This is a genomic window from Pseudoalteromonas sp. NGC95, assembly GCF_015864705.1.
Taxonomy (GTDB): domain Bacteria; phylum Pseudomonadota; class Gammaproteobacteria; order Enterobacterales; family Alteromonadaceae; genus Pseudoalteromonas; species Pseudoalteromonas arctica.
This window is the reverse complement of sequence record NZ_JADYWR010000005.1, coordinates 70,947-90,622: the sequence shown is the minus strand read 5'-3', so window position 1 is coordinate 90,622 and position 19,676 is coordinate 70,947. Positions and strand designations below refer to the sequence as shown.

The window sequence follows — 19,676 nt, the reverse complement described above, 5'->3', positions numbered from 1 at the left end:
GCCTTTTTTATTGTCTTAAATAAAGTTGGTATATTACCAATTCGCTTAATTAAGTATTATTGCAGGTTGGTATTAATTACCTCTGGCAATAAACTCAATTCGATTGCCGCTAGGCTCTCTTATCATCATATGTTGGGTTGGGCCGTTACCTAAGTTTTCTGGTGCAAACTCTATAATAATATTATTTTGCATTTTTAAGTGTGTATGTAGCTCGCTTAACTTTTTGATACTTTCTACACTGAGTGCTAAATGGTGTAAGCCCACATTTTCTGCTCGATTAAACTCCACACGTTTTTCATCATTTTTTACGCGCCATAATGTAATGGTTATTTTATTGTTTGATAAAAAATAAGCGGGGTAGGTTGGATCACTTCCTAGCTTTTTAAAACCAAGTACATCAGTAAAAAATGCTTTGGATGCATTTAAGTTTGATACGGTTAAACCTAAATGATCAACGCCACCAACCCAACTTTCAGAGGTAGAGTTTTCGTCAGCTATTGAGGTTGTTGATAGCAGTAGTAACGCTAATGATGAGATGCCTGTGAGTAATGTTTTTTTTAGCATAGATCCTCTTTATGGTTTTAGTTGTTAAATTGCGCATTTAACAAAGACCTTCATAAAGGAGATTACATTACACGCTAGGCTGCGTTTAGCAACTAAGTAATCGCTGCGTTACTTTTGATTGGGGGTTTTGAAAAACATCTTCAGTAGGGCCGTATTCAACTACTTCGCCTTTATCGAGTACAACCACATAATCACTGATGTGGCGCACTAGACTTAAATGATGGGTGATCATCACATACGTAAGGCCTGTGTCGCGCTGCAGCTTAAGTAATAAATTCACTATTTGCGCGCGTATAGAAGGGTCTAAAGACGAAACGGCTTCATCAAGCACAATCACCTTAGGATCTAAAATTAATGCACGAGCAAACGCAACACGCTGTAGTTGCCCCACACTAAACATATGCGGGTAGTAGTGTTTATGATCGATTAACAAACCCACCTTTGAAAGCGTTGCATCAATCTTTTCAGTGCGTTCACTAGCATCAAGTTCAGTATTATATTGCAGGCAATCATCAAGCATTTCGCCAATGGTTAACCCCGGGTTGAGCGATGCAGCTGAATCTTGAAAAATCATACGAATATGGCGACATTGATTATCGCGTACGCCATTATCTTCGATAATATTATTCTCGAGCAAAATTTGCCCGCTATCAGCAGTATCAGCTCCAGAAAGTAGTTTTGCTAATGTACTTTTACCTGCACCTGTTTCACCAATTATGGCAATACTTTCGCCTTTACCGACACAAAACGAAATATTTTTAAGTACTTCAAACTTTTTACGTGAAAAAAGCCCAGCTCGCACATTGAATGTTTTTGATAGTGCTTGTACTTTTAGTAGCGGCTGCATTATTTCATATCCTTAATTAACGGAAAATGGCACGCATAACTATGACCATGATGCTTAGTAAGGGTAGGTGTTACCACGCAGGCTTTTTGTGCTTGCGGACAACGTGGCCCGAGGCGGCAGCCAATAGGCAAGTGTTGCAGGGTAGGGATAGTCCCTTTAAGTGCATAAAAAGGTTCTTTATGCGCTAAACCTTGTTCGTAGTCTGGCAAGCTTTTTAGTAATGCTTGCGTGTATGGATGGCGAGGCTGTTTAAATATTTCATGGGTTGGGCCTGCTTCAACCATTTGCCCGCAATATAAAACATGAATGCCATGCGACCAATGTGCAATCTCTTCAAGTTCATGAGAGATCATCAAAATAGACATGTTTTTAAGTTGGTTTAAGCTTTTTAGTAATCTAAATACTTGTGCGCGAGTTGTGCTCTCAAGCGCTGTAGTTGGCTCATCAGCGATTAATAACTTAGGCGTGCGGGCAATGGCCATTGCAATCATTACTTTTTGACATACGCCTTCTGAGAGCTCATGAGGGTAACTACTTAGTACTGCTTCGTGGTTTTTAATGCCCACTTTATGAATAAGCGCTTTTACTCTGTCTTTTCTCTCGCGGTTGCGCTTTAAAAAGAAACCTTTAGTTGCGATCTCTGGGAGTGTTTCGGCAATTTGGTCAAATATTTTAGCGGTTGGGTCAAGGCAGCGACTTGGATCTTGATAGATCATCGCTATATCTTGGCTTACTATTTTACGGCGTTTCTCTGGGCTTAAACGCATTAAGTCTACGCCGCGCCAATGAATACGGTCGGCAGTAATGTCCCAGCGTTCGTTCAATACACCAATAATCGCTTTTGCTATTAGGCTTTTACCAGAGCCAGACTCGCCTACAAGCGCATGTACTTCGCCCTCTTTTAAGCTAAAGCTCACTCTGTCTACGGCTCTAATTACAGTTTCAGAGGTACGTAGTTCAATTGTTAAGTTACGAACATCGAGTAATTGCATTTAATCAGCCTTACGTGCTTTTAGCACTTGTCGCAGGCCATCGCCTACTAAATTAGTAGATAACACGGCTAAAAATAACAGTATACCAGGTAGCGCTACAGTCCACGGTGCTAAATAAATGAGGCCTAGGTTTTCGGCTAATATTGCGCCCCATTCGGTCGTCGGTGGCTGAGCCCCTAATTTTAAAAATCCCAGTGCTGAAATATCTAATATAGCGGTAGAAAGCGCCATCGTGAATATAACCACAATATGCTCATAAATATTAGGAAAAATACCACGCGATATAATATGCCAATTAGACGCACCATCGAGTCTAAACGCAGTAATGTAATCTTTACTTAATTCATCAACAATCAGGTTACGCACTGAGTGAATAAACTGCGGCAGTAATGCTAAAATAATTGCCCATACGGTATTCATTAAACCCGGGCCGAGTATGGCGATTATTATTATTGCCAGTAACAAAGAAGGAATAGAAAGCGTTATATCAAGTAAGTGATTTAAAAAGCTTGAACGCAGCCCTTTACTAATCCCTGCAAAAGTACCCACTAACACACCAAAAATAGTCGTGATTAGGGCGGCTACAACAGAGAGGCCAAACGTATACGTAGCACCATTCATTAAGCGTGAGAGTACATCACGGCCTAAATCATCGGTACCTAAAAGAAAGCGTACATCGCCCATTTCTCGCCACGATGGCGGAATAAGCAGTGCATCAGTGTGTTGTTGGTTTACACCATACGGGGCTAAAAAAGGAGCGGTGGCGGCTAATAGTGCAAACGCCATAAATATCCATAAACCAACCAAAGCAGGGTGGTTATTTTTAAACTTTCGCCAAAATCGCGCCAGTGGCGATTTATTCGACTCTTCAGAAAATAAATTAAACTTTGCCATGGGCCTGATTCCGCGAGAGTGGATCGAATAAAGTGTAAGTAAGCTCAGCTGTAATAGAAGCTAAAATAACAAATAAAGACACTGCCATTAACCCGCCTTGAATTGCAGGAAAGTCACGCTGATAAATACTATCGATTAACCATCGGCCAATACCCGGCCACGAAAAAATAACTTCGGTAATCATCGCAAGCGTTATTAGCGTACTAAATTGCAAACCAATTTGCTTAATTACCGGCAGTAATGCATTACGCAGTGCATGGTGCATGATAAGTTGGCGGCGGTTAAGGCCTTTTGCCCTAGCTGTTTTAATAAAGTTTTGATCCATTACTTTAAGCATAGACTCGCGAGTAAAGCGCACTAATACAGTGGTTGGATACATAGCCAGTACAATAGTTGGAAGTGTTAAATGGCGCAGCGCATCAACAAAGGCCATTCCTTTATATGGAAAGCCAGCCAGTGCAATATCAATTAAAATAAACCCAGTACTGGCGGGTATTTCGTAAAGGAGCCCCATTCTGCCCGACATAGGAAACCAGCCAAGCTTTAATGAAAAAACCATTATTAATAACAATGCGAGCCAAAATACAGGCATTGAATAACCCACCATAGTGGTAGAGTTTATAAGCTTGTCGGGCCAACGTTTATGATACCCAGAGCCTAAAATGCCAGTCGGTACACCAATAACAACCGATACAATTAATGCGTATACGCTTAGCTCTAAAGTAGCTGGTAGCAAATCAACAATATGGCTAAACACACTATTACCAGAGGCAAACGAAAGCCCCCAATCACCCTGAAATATTCGCCCTAAAAAGGCAATGTATTGCATAAAGTAATTGCTGTTATATAAATATTTTTCTTCAAGCTCACTATGCTGTGCAAAGTTACTACTTGGTATGCCGCTTAAATTACTTAGCGGATCACCGGGAAATAAATACGCCAGTGAAAACGTAAATACGCTGAGCATCAGTATCATAAAAAAGAACAAACCAAGGCGACGTAAAATATAATCTAAGATCATTATTTCTTCCTCGCATTGGCAAGCGAAATAGCGCCAAATGGGCCAAGTGTTATGCCTTCCACGTCGGCGCTACTCGCTTGAAAGCGCAGGCCATGCGCAATCGGTAATAACGGCAGCTCTTGAATAATTAAGCTTTGTGCGTCTTCGTAGTATTTTTTACGTTTGTTTAAATCAGTGGTGTCTAGTGCTTGAGTAAGCAATAAGTCAAATTGGGGATTACACCAGTTTGCAGGGTTTTTACCACTAAAAGTAGCGGTACAACTCAGCAGTGGGCTAAAAAAGTTATCAGGATCGGGTGTATCTGCGGCCCAACCAAGTAATACACTGTCGTGCCTATGCTCGCCAATACGTTGAATAAACGTGTTCCACTCATATTCTACAATGCTTACATTAACGCCCACTTTGCGTAAATCACTTTGCATAAGCTCAGCCATTTTCCGCGCGTTAGGGTTATAAATACGACTCACAGGCATAGCCCATATCGTCATATCAAAGCCATCAGGTAAGCCTGCTTCAATTAGTAACTTTTTAGCAAGTTCTGGATCAAACGTAGGTATATCTTCTTGTGGCTCAAACGCCCAAGAGGTTGGCGGCAAAATAGATTGTGCGCGAGTACCGTTACCGTAATAAACCGCCTGCATTATTTTATCTACATCTATTGCATGTGCGAGTGCTTGGCGTACGCGTAAGTCGTCAAACGGGGCACGTTCTGTATTAAACGCCCAATAACCTATGTTTAAGTTCGTTTCTTTTTCAACGTTTATATCATCACGTTGCGCTAAAATACTTAATTGCGCACTACTTGGATGAGCCGTTACATCGCACTCTTTAGTCAGCATTTTTGCTATACGCGTAGTGCCGTTAGGGGTTATGTCGTAAACCAATTGTTCAAGTGCAACGTCGTGCTTCCAATAAAGTGGATTACGGTAAAAGCGTACAAGGTGATCTCGGCGGTATTCTTTATAAATATACGGGCCAGTGCCAATAGGGTACTGATCAAATAAGTTTTCTTCGTTTTTTTTCTTAAGTTCCATGGCGTATTCTTCTGAAAGCACCACGGCAAAGTCGGTGGCCATATTAGCTAAAAAGCTACTTTCAGGATTAAACAATTCAAAACGGACTTGGTAGTCAGACACGCGCACAATTTTACGAATAAGTTGATCAATCCCCACACTTTGAAAATACGGGTAATTGGCATCGCCCACAAAGTGATATGGATTGTATACATCGAATAATCGGCTAAAGGTGAATATAACGTCGTCGGCGTTAAAATCCCGCGATGGGGTAAAATAAGAAGTTGTATGAAACTTTACATCTTTACGCAAGGTAAAGGTAACTGATTTACCATCTTTACTAATTTTCCAATCGGTTGCTAACTCACTTTGAAATTCTGCCGTAACAGGGTCAATGCTAATTAAACGGTCGTATAATTGGTTAGCAATTATATCAATAGTTGAACCGGTGGTCGTGACTTGCGGATTAAACGACACAGGGTTAGCTTCAGCGCAATAAACTAAGCCTTGGTTTTTTTCTTCTATGATTTCTTCTTTGCTATCAAGGCAACCAACTAAAGTGGTGGCAAGCAAAACAAGTAATAATTTATGCACCCGCATAACCTCTGACTATTGTTGATCCAACAAGTTGTATTTTTTAAGATAACCACGTAATTGATGATACGTTAAACCAAGTACTTCTGCAGTTTTCTTTTGATTAAATTGGCTATGTTCGAGCGCTTTATTAATCATGTTTATTTCAAAGTCGTTTGAGCGCTCTTTTAAGCTGCACGGAAATTGAATATCGACGGCTATATTACTGCTTGCCTGAGCAATCGGCGGCGCAACAACAATAGGCTCGGCATTAACAGTTTGAGCCGCTATAGGTGCTTTAATGCGCGCTTTTGGTCTAAATGGGCTATCGAATGGGTCTAAAATAATCTGGTGAACGGGGATATGTTCACTACCGTGGCGATACAAACTGCGTTCAACCACATTTTTAAGTTCACGAATATTACCAGGCCAATCATAACTAAGCAGTGTTTCTGTTGCGCTTCGGGTAAAACCGCTAAACAGTTCCCACTCTAAATCGCGCGCCATATTCATCGCAAACTGCTCAGCAAGAAGCATAATATCGTCTTGGCGTTCGCGCAGTGGTGGCAGGGTAATTACATCAAAGGCAAGGCGATCGAGTAAATCACTTCTAAATTCACCTTGCTCAGCTAAATAAGGAAGATCTTCGTTTGTAGCACACACTAAGCGTGTATCTACTTTTACAGTTTGTTTGCCGCCAACACGTTCAAACTCACCGTATTCTATAACGCGCAGCAGTTTTTCTTGTACCATAGCTGAGGTATTAGCTAATTCATCTAAAAACAGTGTGCCGCTGTTAGCGCGTTCAAAACGACCTTCGTGGCGTTTGCTTGCCCCCGTAAAAGCACCGCTTTCGTGGCCAAACAATTCACTTTCGAGTAAGTTTTCGTTAAGTGCTGCACAGTTAAGTTTTACGTAGTTTTGATCCCAACGCTTTGATAAAAAGTGTAAGCGTGCTGCTATTAGCTCTTTACCTGTGCCGCGTTCACCAATAATAAGTACCGGTTTATCTAAATTAGCCAGTTGCGATACCTGATCTAATACAGACAGAAAGCTATCTGATTGGCCGAGTAAATTATCCTGTTGGCGATATTGGCTCATATTTCCTAACTCTTGGTCATTTTTACTAACAGTTAGTGTATTTCATAAGTAGGGATAACTAAAGAAATTTGTATATTTAGTTTAACGTAATGAAAATAAAGTGTATTTTAACTTTTAAAAAGTTGGCAAGCATATTGATACTAGTTATAGCAGACTAACTAAGTTTTAATTACAGAGGTAAATGTTATGGGAATTTTTTCACGTTTTGCAGATATTGTTAATTCTAATATCAACGCCATTTTAGATAAAGCAGAAGACCCAGAAAAAATGGTTCGTCTGATTATTCAAGAAATGGAAGACACGCTTGTTGAAGTACGTTCTACATCAGCTAAAACATTGGCTGAGAAAAAAGAAATTGTACGCCGCTTAGATACGCTTAAAGCACAAGTAAGCGATTGGCAAGATAAAGCCGAACTGGCTTTAAGTAAAGACCGAGACGATTTAGCGCGTTCAGCCCTACTTGAAAAGCAAAAGTCGGCAGATGCCGTTGCTTCAGTCGCTAGTGAACTTGAACATGTAGAGTCTCATATTGAGAAACTACAGCAAGAAGTAACGACACTACAAGAAAAGCTAGCAGATGCGAAATCTCGTCAAAAGGCAATTATACTTCGCCAACGTTCGGCTGAGTCGCGCCTTGAAGTGAAAAAGACACTTGATAGCTCCAAAGTAGAAGACGCACTTAATCGCTTTGAACGTTACGAAACTAAAATTGATGGACTAGAATCTCAAATTGAGTCTTACGATTTAGGTAAAAAGACGTTAGCGGACGAAATTGCTAATCTACAAAAAAATGAAAAGATAGATGATGAGCTAGCCGAACTTAAAAAGAAGTTAGCTGATAAATAATTTATAAAGGGGCACTTAAAGTGCCCCACTGCTTAAAAACATCAAAACGGATTGTCAGGAGAGGATTATGTTTGATTCAGACGTAATAATTGTACCATTTGTTATATTTATGATTTTTGTTGCCCCGCTGTGGTTAATTTTACATTACCGTAGCAAAAAACAAGTAAGCCAAGGTTTAAGTGAACACGAACATCGCCAGTTACTTGAGCTTGCACATAAAGCCGAAAAAATGGCAGACAGGGTTGAAACACTTGAAGCATTACTTGATCAAGAGTCACCACAATGGAGACGCAAAGTATGAGTGCCAAACGCGAATTATTAAGAGACCCACAACGCGGTAAAATAGCCGGAGTATGTGCGGGATTAAGTGACTACTTTAATATGGAGTTATGGTTAGTTCGCATTATATTTGTTAGTGCGGTACTGCTAACGGGTGGCCCATTATTTGTGGTAGCGTATATTGCAGCCTGGTTCATTTTAGATAAAAAAGAGCCCGCAACAGTGCAAACTAAAAGCTCAACTAAAACTGACGATCCGCTAGAAGTAAAATTTAAAGTATGGCAAAAGGGCGAGCCACCGCGCCGCGCATTGCAAGATTTAAAAGAGCGTTTAACGCGTGTAGATACTCGCCTTCAAGATATGGAGCGCCATGTAACTTCAAGCGAGTTTACGGTGAGCCGTGAAATTAACAAACTTTAAAGGATTTAATAGCACCTAATTTGCAGCGTGATAAATTACGGCAAATTAGGTGCAAGACACTTTATGAGCCAATCATTTGCAAAAAAGACCTTTAAAAGTATTAAAGGCAAAGCACAAAAAGCGCTTCATCGCAGTTTAGACCAACACGTAAAACTTGCCGTAACGGGCCTAAGTGGTAGTGGTAAAACAGCCTTTATTACCGCGCTTGTTAAACACTTAACAACCCAAGCAGACGATAAAAACTTACCTTTTTTTGATGTAATGCGCGAGCACCGCCATGTGGCCACTAAAGTTGTGCCGCAAGAAGCGTTAAAAGTCCCTACGTTTAATTATACGCGCGCGCTAAATTCATTATTACCCAGCGATGGGATGCCTACATGGCCTGCATCAACCGAGCGGATTAATACGCTGCGCTTGGCAATAAAGTATCAAAGTAATGCAGGGCTGCGCGGCCACTTTTCGCCGCAATCAACGCTTTATTTAGATATTATTGACTACCCGGGTGAATGGCTCCTTGATTTACCTATGCTTGAGCAAAGCTATGCTCAATGGTGCGAGCAACAATACCCGTTATTAACTCAGCCTTCGCGCGTAAACACATCAAGTGATTTTTTAATGGCCGTTGAGCAACTTGACTTAAACGCTCCCGTTGATGAAAACGCACTTGCTCATATTGCTCAGCTTTATCAAAGCATGTTAGTCGGGCTTAAAAAAGACACCAAACTTGCCATGTTACAACCCGGGCGTATGCTAATGCCTGGCGACTTACAAGGTGCGCCATTGTTATTTTTTTTTCCGGTATCGGGTAAAGTAAATAGTGACGATGTTGTTGCGGGTTCTAATTTAGCGCATTTAATTAAGCGCTTTAACGCTTATATAAAAGAAGTTGTAAAACCATTTTATAATGAGCATTTTAGACACTTCGATCGCCAAATCGTACTTGTAGATGTACTTAGTGCGCTAAACGAAGGGCACGAAACACTCCAAGAGCAAAGCAGTGTAATAAACCAATTACTCGCACACTTTAACTATGGCGAGTCGGGCTTTTTTAAACGTTTATTTAAGCCCAACATAGACAAAATATTATTTGCAGCTAATAAGTCAGATCATATAAGTGCTAAGCACCATAAAGATTTAGCACTGCTACTTGATTCGCTCGTGCATGAGCAAAGCAATCATTTAAAGTTTGATGGTGTAAAAATAGAAACCATGGCTATGTCGTCAATTACAGCAACGCAGCCGCGCCAAATTGCCGACAAAGGCCAAACGCTTGACTGTATTTACGGTAAACCATTACACGAGCCTGATTGGCTTACGTATTTACCGCCGCAACCTCCCTCGCGGATGCTTAATAAAAATGAGTGGCCAGCACAGGGATTTGAGTTTTTATCGTTCTCTCCAATGCCGAGCCCCGATAAACAACTAAAACATATTCGATTAGATCATGTCATGCAGTACCTGCTAGGAGACAAATTAACATGAGTGAGTCAAACCAACCATTTCAAGCAGGGCGTCGCATAGATACGCAAAGCATTGAGCAAAACGAACCCGTTTTAGCACCTGCAAAAATTATTCAGCACGGACAAAGTGATTACGAAGAACTTGAAGATGAAGCACTAGAGCCAGAAATAGATCTAGAACCTGTGTACAAAAAGTCAAAGTGGCAAACGCTCAAAGGTGTTTTTGCTATTAGTTTTATAGTGCTGGTGCTTTTAGAGTTTGCATACTCGTTATTATTTGCTTTCGAGCAGTCAATTATTTTAGGCAGTGTTTATTTAACAGCAGTTGTAAGTGGCGTGCTGCTAATCGGGCGCTTATTGTGGCGAGAGTACCGAATGCTGCGCAGTTTAAAGCGTAACCAATTGCACCGAGTTGAAGCCGACAGGCTTTTAAACAGCGAGCAAGTAGGCGGTGCATTACCTTGGCTTGAAAAGCTTAATAAACACCAGGAGCTTGATAACTTTGAAACCTTTAAAAACCAAGTAGCGACGCATCACAGCGACAAAGAAATAATGACGCTGTACGCCAATAGTTTATTAATAACCCAAGACACCAAAGCTAAAAAGCTTATAAATCGTTTTGCGACTGAATCTGCACTGCTAGTTGCCCTAAGCCCACTTGCGCTGGTGGATATGATGGCTGTGCTTTGGCGCGGTACTAAGTTAATAGAACAAATTGGTAAAATTTATGGCATTGGTTTCGGCTACGCGAGCCGTATAAAGTTATACCGTATGCTGATAAAACAAGTAATGTTTGTAGGCAGTGCTGAGCTTGTATCTGACCTTGCTGCAACTGCACTAAGTGCTGAGCTTTTAGGTAAGCTTTCGGGGCGGGCAGCGCAAGGTGTCAGCGCCGGTATTTTTACAGCGCGTATTGGTTACAAAGCAATGGAGCTTAGTCGCCCATTACCACGGCTTGAAAACAAACGCAGCTTACTAAAAGGCACTGTGCAAAGCATCGCAGGTAAAATTATGAGCCGTAAAAAGGCGGAACCAACACACTAGATTAGCAGTGGCAATATTTGTGTACAAACATGAGCTGCACGGTTTTTACACAAATAGCCATCTGAGCATCCGGCATGCTTGCTGTTTGTAAGCGCATACGTTTTGATTGTTGAATCGCAAAAACATAATAATCAAAAAATGAGCCTACAATGAGCAAGCATCATATAAACACCCAGTGTATTCACGGACCACAAAAAGCAAACGACCCGCACGGCGCACTTACTTCTCCTTTGTATCAAACCTCTACCTTTCATTTTGAAAATGCCGCACAAGGTGCTGCGCGTTTTGCAGGCGACGAACCTGGCTATATTTATACGCGCTTAGGAAACCCTACAACCACAGAGCTTGAGCAAAAAGTTGCTCAACTAGAGAGCTGTGAAGCAGCTGCTGCAACCGCAACAGGTATGGGGGCCGTATCTGCCTCAGTACTGAGCTTTTTATCGCAAGGAGATCACCTTGTTGCTTCAAGTGCTTTGTATGGTTGTACCTTTGCGTTTTTCTCGCATATGTTGCCGCGCTGGGGAATCGAAGTCACTTTTGTTGATATGACCAACGAGGACGAACTACGCGCTGCCATCAAACCTAATTCAAAAATGATATTTGTAGAAACGCCAATTAATCCCACTATGGCGGTTATTGATTTGGCACTGATTGGCGCAGTTGCTAAAGAGCACAATTTAATTAGTGTGGTCGACAACACCTTTTTAACGCCGCTACTGCAATCACCCAAAAAATACGGCATTGATATAATAATGCACAGTGCAACCAAGTACTTAAATGGTCACGGAGACGTAGTAGCGGGTATTGTATGTGGATCGCTTGAGCACATAACACACATTAAAATGACCGTACTAAAAGATATTGGTGCAACCATAAGCCCGCACGACGCATGGCTAATTAATCGAGGTCTAAAAACACTCGCTATTAGAATAGAGCGCCATTGTCAAAGTGCACAAACAATAGCCGAATATCTAGAAGCGCACCCACAAGTAAGCACCGTATATTACCCGGGGCTTAAATCGCACCCAGGTTATAAGTTTATTGGTAATCAAATGAAAGCCGCTGGTGGTGTTATTGCGTTTGAAATAAAAGGCACGCTACAAGATGGCACACAATTTATTGATAGTATGAAACTTTGTACACTTGCAGTAAGCCTCGGCGACGCTGAAACACTGATTCAGCATCCTGCATCTATGACTCACTCGCCTTATACGCCAGAGGAGCGAGCTGCCGCTGGAATAAGTGATGGGCTGATCAGACTCTCGGTTGGGCTTGAAGATGTTAACGACATTATTAGTGATTTAGACCAAGCTTTTACTAAAATTGGCTGGGTGTAATTAATTGTATACACATAAAAACAAGCTACAGGCCTTTATTTAAAGGTCTGTATTTTTAGTGTGCCACAGGTGTAATTTTAAATTTACGATTGGGGTGATCGCGCCAAATACTGATGTTAGCCTATCTATTAAACTTTTCTTCACTTTTGCATAGTATGGGGTCATTCGATATTCAATAGGTTTGAGTATCACACTGACACCGATTTAGGGCTCACACCCAAGAAGGTACTTATGGCTAAAGCAAGTAAATACACATCCAAAACACCAGACGAAAATGGTGTTATACACTGGAGTGATGAAGAAAATAAAATTTGGTCTGAGCTTGTAGCGCGCCAACTTGCATGCATTGAAGGCAAAGCCTGCAACGAGTACATGCAAGGGTTAAAAAAGATTAACCTGCCGCACGATCGTATTCCGCAGTTAAGCGAACTAAACGATGTGTTACTAGCCACTACCGGTTGGCAAGTTGCACCAGTACCTGCGCTTATCGACTTTGATGAGTTTTTTAGATTACTGGCAAACAAGCAGTTTCCGGTAGCTACATTTATTCGTAGCCGTGAAGAGTTTGATTACCTACAAGAGCCAGATATTTTTCATGAAATATTTGGCCATTGCGCCATGCTAACTAACCCTGACTTTGCTGAGTTTACGCACAAGTACGGGCAATTAGGTTACGCAGCGCAGAAAAAGGACCGTGTATACCTTGCGCGTATATACTGGTTTACGGTTGAATTTGGTTTAATGCAAACCGAAGACGGCTTGCGTATTTACGGCGGTGGTATTTTATCAAGCCCAGGTGAAACTCAGTACGTATACTCAAACACGCCAGAAATTAGCCCAATGAATGTGCTTGATGTACTGCGTACGCCGTACCGTATTGATATTATGCAACCACAGTACTACACCATAAATTCGATTCATGATCTGTTTGATATATCGCAAATGGATATTATGACTTTGGTTGAGCGAGCTAAAGAGCTTGGTTTGCACGACCCAAAATTTCCACCAAAAGAAAAATTAGCCAGTTAAATATTAATGCTAAAAAAGCTAAAAGTAAGGATTTAGAATGTCTTCATTAAGTGCACAAAAATGCGAAGCCTGTCATGTAGATGCGCCAAAAGTATCTGACGAAGAGTTAGCGCAATTAATTACTAAAATCCCAGACTGGGTACCAGAAGTACGTGACGGCATTATGCAGCTTGAGCGTGTTTATAAATTTAAAAACTTTAAGCAAGCTATCGCGTTTACCAATAAAGTAGGCGACATGGCAGAAGACGAGGGCCATCACCCAGGTTTATTAACCGAGTGGGGCAAAGTAACGGTTACATGGTGGAGCCATTCAATTAAAGGCCTACACAAAAACGATTTTATTTGCGCAGCTAAAACAGACGACGTATTTAACGCGCTGTAAACCACACTAATTGAGCAAACCAACAAAAGCACTTATTTTATAAGTGCTTTTTTGGTTTTGGAGTGGTTATTAGCGTAGGTTGGGTAGAGTGAAACGAAACCCAACGAATCTTTAATGAACTTATTTACCTCGGTGCTTTTTTACCACCAATACTTTCTTTCGACCTAGATTAAAAAATTCCTTTTTTATTTATACGTTTATATTTTTAGTGATATTTTAGAGTTAATAACGAGCTTCAGAGTGAAAATTTAATGATAAAGGTGATCAAGGATGACAAGATTTCTGACTTTAGAGATCTAGTAAATTCCAATTCAAGTTTTGTTTATAAGTCTTATAATAACAAAAATGATAAAAATCAATGGAATATAATTTGTTCTTGTATGGATTGGATCACTGTATCGATTAGGTATTTACAATATCCTCCAGGATTAGAGGAAAATATTGATATGCGTGTTATGCAGATGTTTTCTTTAATTTCTGCGATAGATCTTGTTTCAGAATCAATAACCCAACTACACCGAGTGTTTATAAACCCAAAGACTTTACCTTTCTCTGGTGAAAAAGAATGTTTTACAAATCGTTTATTTGACGAGGATGATAACAGTTATTTCAAATCGATAAGAGCCTCATTTGGCGCGCATCCAGTAAACTTAAATCATACAGATTGTAAAAGATTTGCTAGTTGGCCTTACGATAACCACATGGAGAATGGTGAACTTACTGTTAATTTATATAGTAATAAAGTGGGTGAGAGTGATTTAGTTATGGTTCTTAACTCTAACGAGCTGTTTTGCTTTCTTCTTAGGAGGTATGACTATCTAGATGTTTTATCTCAAGCAATAACAAAATTATTTAACGATTTTAAGCTGAATTTAACTAGGCAACCTATAGAGGCTAAATCATCCAATTTAGAACAGTTATATATTTTAAAAAACGAGTCTGAGATAAGGTTAAACAATGATTATTATAATGATGTTATTGATAATTTAATTATGGTTTACGAAGCAGAACCTTTAGAGACAAATCTAGAAATTAAAGCTACCAATTATAGAAAGTCACTAGAGCCATTAATTGATGAAATAAAAATAAACCTTCAATTAATGAATATTATAGATTTAGATAATGATGGGCTTCTTGAACCCAAGTCAGATCTCAGTCGAAAGCTAAGTTATGAGTTAGGGAAGTTTTACAGTTGGCTGCATGAGAATCGCTATGATCCATTAGCTAATTATTACTTAAAAAGATTTAATAAAGAAACAGACTACATGTATGACTTTAAGATAGAAGATCCAGTTAATACGTTATTTATTAAGACAAAAGTAATGCTACTTGATTGAGAGTTTATTACCATAAACAAAAAAGCCCTAAGCCAAAGGGCTTAGAGCTTTCTATATACAATTAAAGTTTAGCTAAAACACTTAACTTCAAAGTATCGTTGGGTTTCGTTTCACTCAACCCAACCTACGTGTCACTCATCAATTGAGCGTAGTAGGGCGTTGATGCCTACTTTTTCACGTGTTTGCTTATCTACTTTTTTCACGATAATTGCAGCGTAAAGGCTGTGAGTACCATCTTTTGACGGTAGTGCGCCTGGTACAACTACGGCACCTGCTGGTACGCGGCCGTAGTGAATTTCACCAGTTTCTCGGTCATAAATACGGGTGCTTTGGCTGATGTAAACACCCATTGAAATAACAGCGCCTTCTTCAACTATTACACCTTCCACAATTTCAGAACGTGCGCCAATAAAGCAGTTGTCTTCAATGATGGTTGGGTTAGCTTGTAGAGGCTCTAAAACACCGCCTATGCCTACGCCACCTGATAAATGTACGTTCTTACCAATTTGTGCACACGAGCCTACAGTTGCCCATGTATCAACCATGGTGCCGTCGTCAACATATGCGCCAATGTTTACGTACGATGGCATAAGTACTACGTTTTTACCTACAAAGCTGCCTTTACGTGCTACAGCGTTAGGCACTACGCGCATACCACCTTGTTGAAATTGCTCTGGCGTGTAGTCGCTAAATTTAAGTGGTACTTTGTCATAAAACTGGTTTACACCGTCGTTCATTGGTTGGTTGTCGCGAATACGAAACGACAGTAATACTGCTTTTTTAAGCCACTGGTGTACAACCCATTCACCAGATATTTTTTCAGCAACGCGTGCTGCGCCGCTATCAAGTAAATCAAGTGCGTCAATAATGGCTTGCTTTACGTCGCTTGATACTGTGCTTGGGCTAATGCTATCGCGGTTGTCCCATGCGTTTTCGATCATCGTTTTTAAATCTGACATGTGTGTCCTCTATTCTGTTTCGGCGTTGAATTTTTTACGTAATGCCTGATGAATTTTTGCTTGCTCTTCATCAGTCAGCGCTTGGTATTCGTTATTAGATACGACAAAGAAATCCTCGGCACGTTCACCTACCGTTGTAATACGGGCAGCGTGAATGTGTAGTAAATGCGCTTGGAAAACTTCGGCTATTTTGGTTAGTAAACCTTGTATATCGACGGCTTGAATTTCTATTAAGCTACGGTCTTTGCGTGCATGTGGGCGCAACACAATTTTAGGTTTAATATTAAAATCTTTAAAGCGTTGAGAGCGGCTCTTTTTAAAGCGAATCTTTTTACGCGGATCGCTTAGTGCTTGCTCAAGCCCACGTTTAATTGATTGCGCTCGACCACTTGCAATAGGGTCGCCACTTACTTCAAGTATTACAAAGCTAAACAAGACGTAACCGTCTTTTGTGGTCAGTACTTGCGCATGTTGTATTTGCGCTTTTTTAGAGCCAATCACACTTACTAATCGGGCAAACAGTGGGCCAGAGTAGGGGCTGTATACAAATACTTGTGTGCCACCATGCATAGCTTTGTTAGATACAACAACACTTGGCTGGCTTAAGTCTGTGCTAGTTAATAAATGCTCACTTTGCCATGATATTTGTTGTTCGCTAAAGGCGGTAAAGTAGTTGGCTTTAAAGCGGCTCCAAATTAAATCAATTTTTTCCTCTTGATAACCCAGATTTATTAAGCGTTGTTTAGCTTGGTGCTTTTTGTCGCGAATTTGGTCGCGTTGGTCCATTGGGTTTTCGAGCCCTAGGCGCAAAGCGCGCTGCGTGTGTAAGTATAGCTCACGCAGTAGGGTGTTTTTCCAATCGTTCCATAAGTTGTCGTTGGTTGCACGTATGTCGGCAACGGTTAAACAATATAAGTAGTCGAGTTGGCGCTCTGTTTTAACGCGTGTAGCGAAGTCTTTTATTACAGCAGGATCGTTAATGTCTTTACGCTGTGCGGTAACCGACATAAGTAAATGGTTACTTACAAGCCATGCAACGAGCTTTGCATCCACCGATGAAAAACCATGTAATTTAGCAAATGCTATTGCGTCAACAGCGCCAAGTTCTGAGTGGTCGCCACCTCGGCCTTTAGCAATGTCGTGAAATATACCGGCTAAATAAAGTAGCTCTGGTTTGTCCATTCGAGTGACTATTTCACTACAAATAGGAAACTCGCTAATGCCTGTTTTATCAAAATATTCGTAAATGTTTTTGATTAATTTGTGAGTGTGCTCATCTACGGTGTACGCGTGAAACAAATCAAACTGCATTTGCCCAAATATATTACGCCACTGCGGTAAGTAGGCGGCAAGCATGCCGTGCTTGTGCATGAGCGTAAATGCGCGGCCCATGCCGTTAGGATGTTTAACTAAGCGTAAAAAGGCTTCGCGACAGGCTGCGTAATCTTGCAAATCGCCCAATAAACGACGGCGCACTTGGCGAATAGTACGAATAGTACTTGGGTAAATATGCGTTATTGCTGGGTTATTGGCTATGTGCTCAAACAATACAAAGAGTTGGTCGCGTCTAAAAAATACCGACGGATCTTTTACGCGTATTTGATGACCTACTTGCTCAAAGTTTCTGTCGAGTTCTATTGCTGCCACAGCACTACTTTCGGGCATTATACTTTGTTCAAAGTATGAAAGTAGCATTTGGTTAAGTTCGCGCACGCGGCTCATTATTCTAAATAAGCGTTTCATCATACGCTCAACAGAGGCTTTACCGTCGCTACCAAAACCTAAAATTTCGGCGGCTTGCGGTTGATGATCAAACAATAAGCGGTTTTCAGCTCGACCTGCAGCTAAATGCAGTGCAAAGCGAATGTTCCATAGGTTTTCTAGGCACTCAGAAAGCTCTTGAAACTCTTCGTGAGTTAAGTATCCGTGGCTTATTAACTCTTGCAGGGTTTCGGTTCTAAAATGCTTTTTTGCCACCCAAATAATGGTTTGTAAGTCGCGCAGACCACCGGGGTTTTCTTTAATGTTTGGCTCAAGATTATACGCGGTGCCGTGGCACTTTCTGTGGCGTAAGTTTTGTTCTTGAACTTTGGCAGTAAAAAATTCACCTGAGCGCCATACTGGCGTTTCAAGAATATGCATTTTGAGTTTTTCAAACTCAATGTGGTTACCAAAAATAAGGCGGCTTTCGAGCAAGCTGGTGGCAAAAGTAACGTCTTCACGTTTTTGCTCAATGGCTTGTTCTATCGTACGCACGCTGTGACCAATCTCTAAGTTGAGATCCCATAGCATGGTGACAAACTGGCCTATTTTTTCGCATATTTCTTCGCTTGGCGGTTTAGTTACAAGCAATAAAAAGTCGATGTCGGAGTAGGGATGTAGCTCACCACGTCCGTATCCGCCTACCGCTATTAATGCTAAATCAGGTTCGCGCGCTAAGTCGTAAACATGAAAAAGCTTAATGAGTAGGCGGTCAATAAACTCAGCCCGGGCATTAATTAAATTCCCAACCGGTTGTTTAGAAAATTCGTTATGTAACCATTTATAAAAATAGCTAGAACAATCGCGATAATCACTAAGTTGCTCTGCATCGCTAAGCAACTTTTTTACTTTGTTGGGTAATGCCACGTGGGCTGGCTCCTTGTTGAACCTTTCACACGGATAAGAATTTTCTTATCAAGTGTTTCGGTTTTATTAGTGTTCTATGATCCGCTCGATAGTATCATCTGATCGTAGCGTTAAAATTTCAACACCATTTTCAGTCACTAATAAAGTATGTTCCCACTGTGCAGACAAACTACGGTCGCGTGTTACTACTGTCCAATCATCTTTAAGAAGTTTGCATTGGCGTTTACCCGCATTAACCATAGGTTCAATAGTTAAACACATACCTGCTTTTAAGGCTTCGCCAGTACCGGCTTTACCGTAATGCATTATTTGTGGTTCTTCATGAAATCCTGCGCCGATACCGTGGCCGCAATATTCACGTACAATTGAGTAGTTAAAGCTCTCTGCATATTTTTGAATTGCTGAGCCAATATCACCCAAGCGCACACCTGGTTTTACCATTTTAATAGCAAGGTATAAGCTTTCTTGTGTTACTTCTGCAAGACGCTTAGCTTGAATGTTTGGTGTACCAACGTGGAACATTTTAGATGTGTCGCCGTGGTAACCATCTTTGATGACAGTTACGTCGATATTTACACTGTCGCCTTCTTTTAATGCTTTGTCATTTGGAATTCCGTGACAAATAACATGATTAACTGACGTACAAACTGATTTTGGAAAGCCATGATAATTTAACGGAGCAGGGATTGCTTGTTGCACATTAACAATATAATCATGACAAAGTGTATTTAGCTCATCGGTGGTAACACCTGGCACTACATGAGGGCCGATCATTTCAAGTACATCGGCCGCTAAGCGCCCAGCTACGCGCATTTTCTCTATTTCTTCAGGGGTCTTGATAATAGCGCTCATTGAGGCTCCAAAGTTGAGTTTTTAACATTTATCGTCGAACAAATTTTGCACGCGATGTTGAGTATTTAATTTTAATATGGTATAAAGCGCGCCGTCTT

General features: G+C 40.8%; 19 protein-coding genes. 9 read left to right on the top strand and 10 right to left on the bottom strand.

Annotation, left to right across the window (positions count from 1 at the left end; translation table 11 throughout):
- Window positions 1–72 precede the first annotated feature (72 nt).
- The 7 genes from I6E70_RS06305 to pspF form a co-directional block, all read right to left on the bottom strand.
- Window positions 73–564 (bottom strand): VOC family protein, encoded by a 492-nt coding sequence (locus tag I6E70_RS06305; RefSeq protein ID WP_197188312.1) that lies wholly within the window; start codon window positions 562–564, stop codon window positions 73–75.
- Window positions 565–649: 85 nt separating this feature from the next.
- Complete coding sequence (locus I6E70_RS06300) at window positions 650–1,411, bottom strand: ATP-binding cassette domain-containing protein (RefSeq protein ID WP_010553756.1); 762 nt, start codon at window positions 1,409–1,411, stop codon at window positions 650–652.
- Window positions 1,411–2,403 carry a peptide ABC transporter ATP-binding protein gene (locus I6E70_RS06295; protein ID WP_007580952.1) on the bottom strand — a complete coding sequence of 331 codons (993 nt, stop codon included), beginning with the start codon at window positions 2,401–2,403 and terminating at the stop codon, window positions 1,411–1,413. The genes I6E70_RS06300 and I6E70_RS06295 overlap by 1 nt, the downstream gene beginning before the upstream one ends.
- Entirely contained in the window at window positions 2,404–3,297 is an 894-nt protein-coding gene (locus I6E70_RS06290) for an ABC transporter permease subunit (RefSeq protein WP_007580954.1), read from the bottom strand.
- On the bottom strand, window positions 3,284–4,318 hold the full coding sequence (locus I6E70_RS06285) for an ABC transporter permease (RefSeq protein ID WP_197188311.1): 1,035 nt from the start codon (window positions 4,316–4,318) through the stop codon (window positions 3,284–3,286). Before I6E70_RS06285 ends, I6E70_RS06290 begins: the two co-directional genes overlap by 14 nt.
- Window positions 4,318–5,925 (bottom strand): ABC transporter substrate-binding protein, encoded by a 1,608-nt coding sequence (locus I6E70_RS06280; RefSeq protein ID WP_010553755.1) that lies wholly within the window; start codon window positions 5,923–5,925, stop codon window positions 4,318–4,320. The genes I6E70_RS06285 and I6E70_RS06280 overlap by 1 nt, the downstream gene beginning before the upstream one ends.
- A 15-nt stretch (window positions 5,926–5,940) precedes the next feature.
- The gene (pspF, locus tag I6E70_RS06275; protein WP_002958334.1) at window positions 5,941–7,005 is read right to left on the bottom strand and encodes a phage shock protein operon transcriptional activator; all 1,065 of its coding nucleotides are present in this window, start codon (window positions 7,003–7,005) and stop codon (window positions 5,941–5,943) included.
- A gap of 186 nt (window positions 7,006–7,191) precedes the next feature.
- Here pspF and pspA point away from each other — a divergent pair, with 186 nt between their 5' ends.
- The 9 genes from pspA (at window position 7,192) to I6E70_RS06230 (ending at window position 15,139) form a co-directional block, all read left to right on the top strand.
- Window positions 7,192–7,851 (top strand): phage shock protein PspA, encoded by a 660-nt coding sequence (gene pspA, locus I6E70_RS06270; RefSeq protein ID WP_002958333.1) that lies wholly within the window; start codon window positions 7,192–7,194, stop codon window positions 7,849–7,851.
- Window positions 7,852–7,918: 67 nt separating this feature from the next.
- Window positions 7,919–8,152, top strand: a complete 234-nt coding sequence (pspB, locus tag I6E70_RS06265) for an envelope stress response membrane protein PspB (protein WP_002958332.1) — start codon at window positions 7,919–7,921, stop codon at window positions 8,150–8,152.
- Window positions 8,149–8,550: an envelope stress response membrane protein PspC gene (pspC, locus tag I6E70_RS06260; RefSeq protein ID WP_007580963.1), complete on the top strand. Its 402-nt coding sequence runs from the start codon at window positions 8,149–8,151 to the stop codon at window positions 8,548–8,550. The genes pspB and pspC overlap by 4 nt, the downstream gene beginning before the upstream one ends.
- 63 nt (window positions 8,551–8,613) lie before the next feature.
- Window positions 8,614–10,032, top strand: a complete 1,419-nt coding sequence (locus I6E70_RS06255) for a YcjX family protein (protein ID WP_197188310.1) — start codon at window positions 8,614–8,616, stop codon at window positions 10,030–10,032.
- Window positions 10,029–11,054, top strand: a complete 1,026-nt coding sequence (locus I6E70_RS06250) for a TIGR01620 family protein (protein WP_007580966.1) — start codon at window positions 10,029–10,031, stop codon at window positions 11,052–11,054. Before I6E70_RS06255 ends, I6E70_RS06250 begins: the two co-directional genes overlap by 4 nt.
- A 149-nt stretch (window positions 11,055–11,203) precedes the next feature.
- Window positions 11,204–12,391, top strand: a complete 1,188-nt coding sequence (gene megL / locus I6E70_RS06245; RefSeq protein ID WP_197188309.1) for a methionine gamma-lyase — start codon at window positions 11,204–11,206, stop codon at window positions 12,389–12,391.
- A gap of 231 nt (window positions 12,392–12,622) precedes the next feature.
- Entirely contained in the window at window positions 12,623–13,420 is a 798-nt protein-coding gene (phhA, locus tag I6E70_RS06240; RefSeq protein ID WP_024590721.1) for a phenylalanine 4-monooxygenase, read from the top strand.
- 37 nt (window positions 13,421–13,457) lie between these two features.
- Window positions 13,458–13,802 carry a 4a-hydroxytetrahydrobiopterin dehydratase gene (locus I6E70_RS06235; RefSeq protein ID WP_002958326.1) on the top strand — a complete coding sequence of 115 codons (345 nt, stop codon included), beginning with the start codon at window positions 13,458–13,460 and terminating at the stop codon, window positions 13,800–13,802.
- A gap of 251 nt (window positions 13,803–14,053) precedes the next feature.
- Window positions 14,054–15,139 carry a hypothetical protein gene (locus I6E70_RS06230; RefSeq protein ID WP_007580972.1) on the top strand — a complete coding sequence of 362 codons (1,086 nt, stop codon included), beginning with the start codon at window positions 14,054–14,056 and terminating at the stop codon, window positions 15,137–15,139.
- A gap of 131 nt (window positions 15,140–15,270) precedes the next feature.
- Here I6E70_RS06230 and dapD read toward each other — a convergent pair whose 3' ends face one another.
- The 3 genes from dapD to map all read right to left on the bottom strand — a co-directional run bounded on the left by dapD (window position 15,271) and on the right by map (window position 19,578).
- Window positions 15,271–16,098 carry a 2,3,4,5-tetrahydropyridine-2,6-dicarboxylate N-succinyltransferase gene (dapD, locus tag I6E70_RS06225; protein ID WP_002958324.1) on the bottom strand — a complete coding sequence of 276 codons (828 nt, stop codon included), beginning with the start codon at window positions 16,096–16,098 and terminating at the stop codon, window positions 15,271–15,273.
- Window positions 16,099–16,107: 9 nt separating this feature from the next.
- Window positions 16,108–18,726: a [protein-PII] uridylyltransferase gene (gene glnD / locus I6E70_RS06220; protein ID WP_197188308.1), complete on the bottom strand. Its 2,619-nt coding sequence runs from the start codon at window positions 18,724–18,726 to the stop codon at window positions 16,108–16,110.
- A 66-nt stretch (window positions 18,727–18,792) separates the two neighbouring features.
- Window positions 18,793–19,578, bottom strand: a complete 786-nt coding sequence (gene map, locus I6E70_RS06215) for a type I methionyl aminopeptidase (RefSeq protein ID WP_007580976.1) — start codon at window positions 19,576–19,578, stop codon at window positions 18,793–18,795.
- Between the last annotated feature and the right edge of the window lie 98 nt (window positions 19,579–19,676).

Excerpts from the sequence above, each read along its gene's own strand:
- I6E70_RS06305 (WP_197188312.1), bottom strand. The coding sequence starts at position 564 with ATGCTAAAAAAAACATTACTCACAGGCATCTCATCATTAGCGTTACTA.
- I6E70_RS06300 (WP_010553756.1), bottom strand. The coding sequence starts at position 1,411 with ATGCAGCCGCTACTAAAAGTACAAGCACTATCAAAAACATTCAATGTG.
- I6E70_RS06295 (WP_007580952.1), bottom strand. The coding sequence starts at position 2,403 with ATGCAATTACTCGATGTTCGTAACTTAACAATTGAACTACGTACCTCT.
- I6E70_RS06290 (WP_007580954.1), bottom strand. The coding sequence starts at position 3,297 with ATGGCAAAGTTTAATTTATTTTCTGAAGAGTCGAATAAATCGCCACTG.
- I6E70_RS06285 (WP_197188311.1), bottom strand. The coding sequence starts at position 4,318 with ATGATCTTAGATTATATTTTACGTCGCCTTGGTTTGTTCTTTTTTATG.
- pspF (WP_002958334.1), bottom strand. The coding sequence starts at position 7,005 with ATGAGCCAATATCGCCAACAGGATAATTTACTCGGCCAATCAGATAGC.
- pspA (WP_002958333.1), top strand. The coding sequence starts at position 7,192 with ATGGGAATTTTTTCACGTTTTGCAGATATTGTTAATTCTAATATCAAC.
- pspB (WP_002958332.1), top strand. The coding sequence starts at position 7,919 with ATGTTTGATTCAGACGTAATAATTGTACCATTTGTTATATTTATGATT.
- pspC (WP_007580963.1), top strand. The coding sequence starts at position 8,149 with ATGAGTGCCAAACGCGAATTATTAAGAGACCCACAACGCGGTAAAATA.
- I6E70_RS06255 (WP_197188310.1), top strand. The coding sequence starts at position 8,614 with ATGAGCCAATCATTTGCAAAAAAGACCTTTAAAAGTATTAAAGGCAAA.
- I6E70_RS06250 (WP_007580966.1), top strand. The coding sequence starts at position 10,029 with ATGAGTGAGTCAAACCAACCATTTCAAGCAGGGCGTCGCATAGATACG.
- megL (WP_197188309.1), top strand. The coding sequence starts at position 11,204 with ATGAGCAAGCATCATATAAACACCCAGTGTATTCACGGACCACAAAAA.
- phhA (WP_024590721.1), top strand. The coding sequence starts at position 12,623 with ATGGCTAAAGCAAGTAAATACACATCCAAAACACCAGACGAAAATGGT.
- I6E70_RS06235 (WP_002958326.1), top strand. The coding sequence starts at position 13,458 with ATGTCTTCATTAAGTGCACAAAAATGCGAAGCCTGTCATGTAGATGCG.
- I6E70_RS06230 (WP_007580972.1), top strand. The coding sequence starts at position 14,054 with ATGATAAAGGTGATCAAGGATGACAAGATTTCTGACTTTAGAGATCTA.
- dapD (WP_002958324.1), bottom strand. The coding sequence starts at position 16,098 with ATGTCAGATTTAAAAACGATGATCGAAAACGCATGGGACAACCGCGAT.
- map (WP_007580976.1), bottom strand. The coding sequence starts at position 19,578 with ATGAGCGCTATTATCAAGACCCCTGAAGAAATAGAGAAAATGCGCGTA.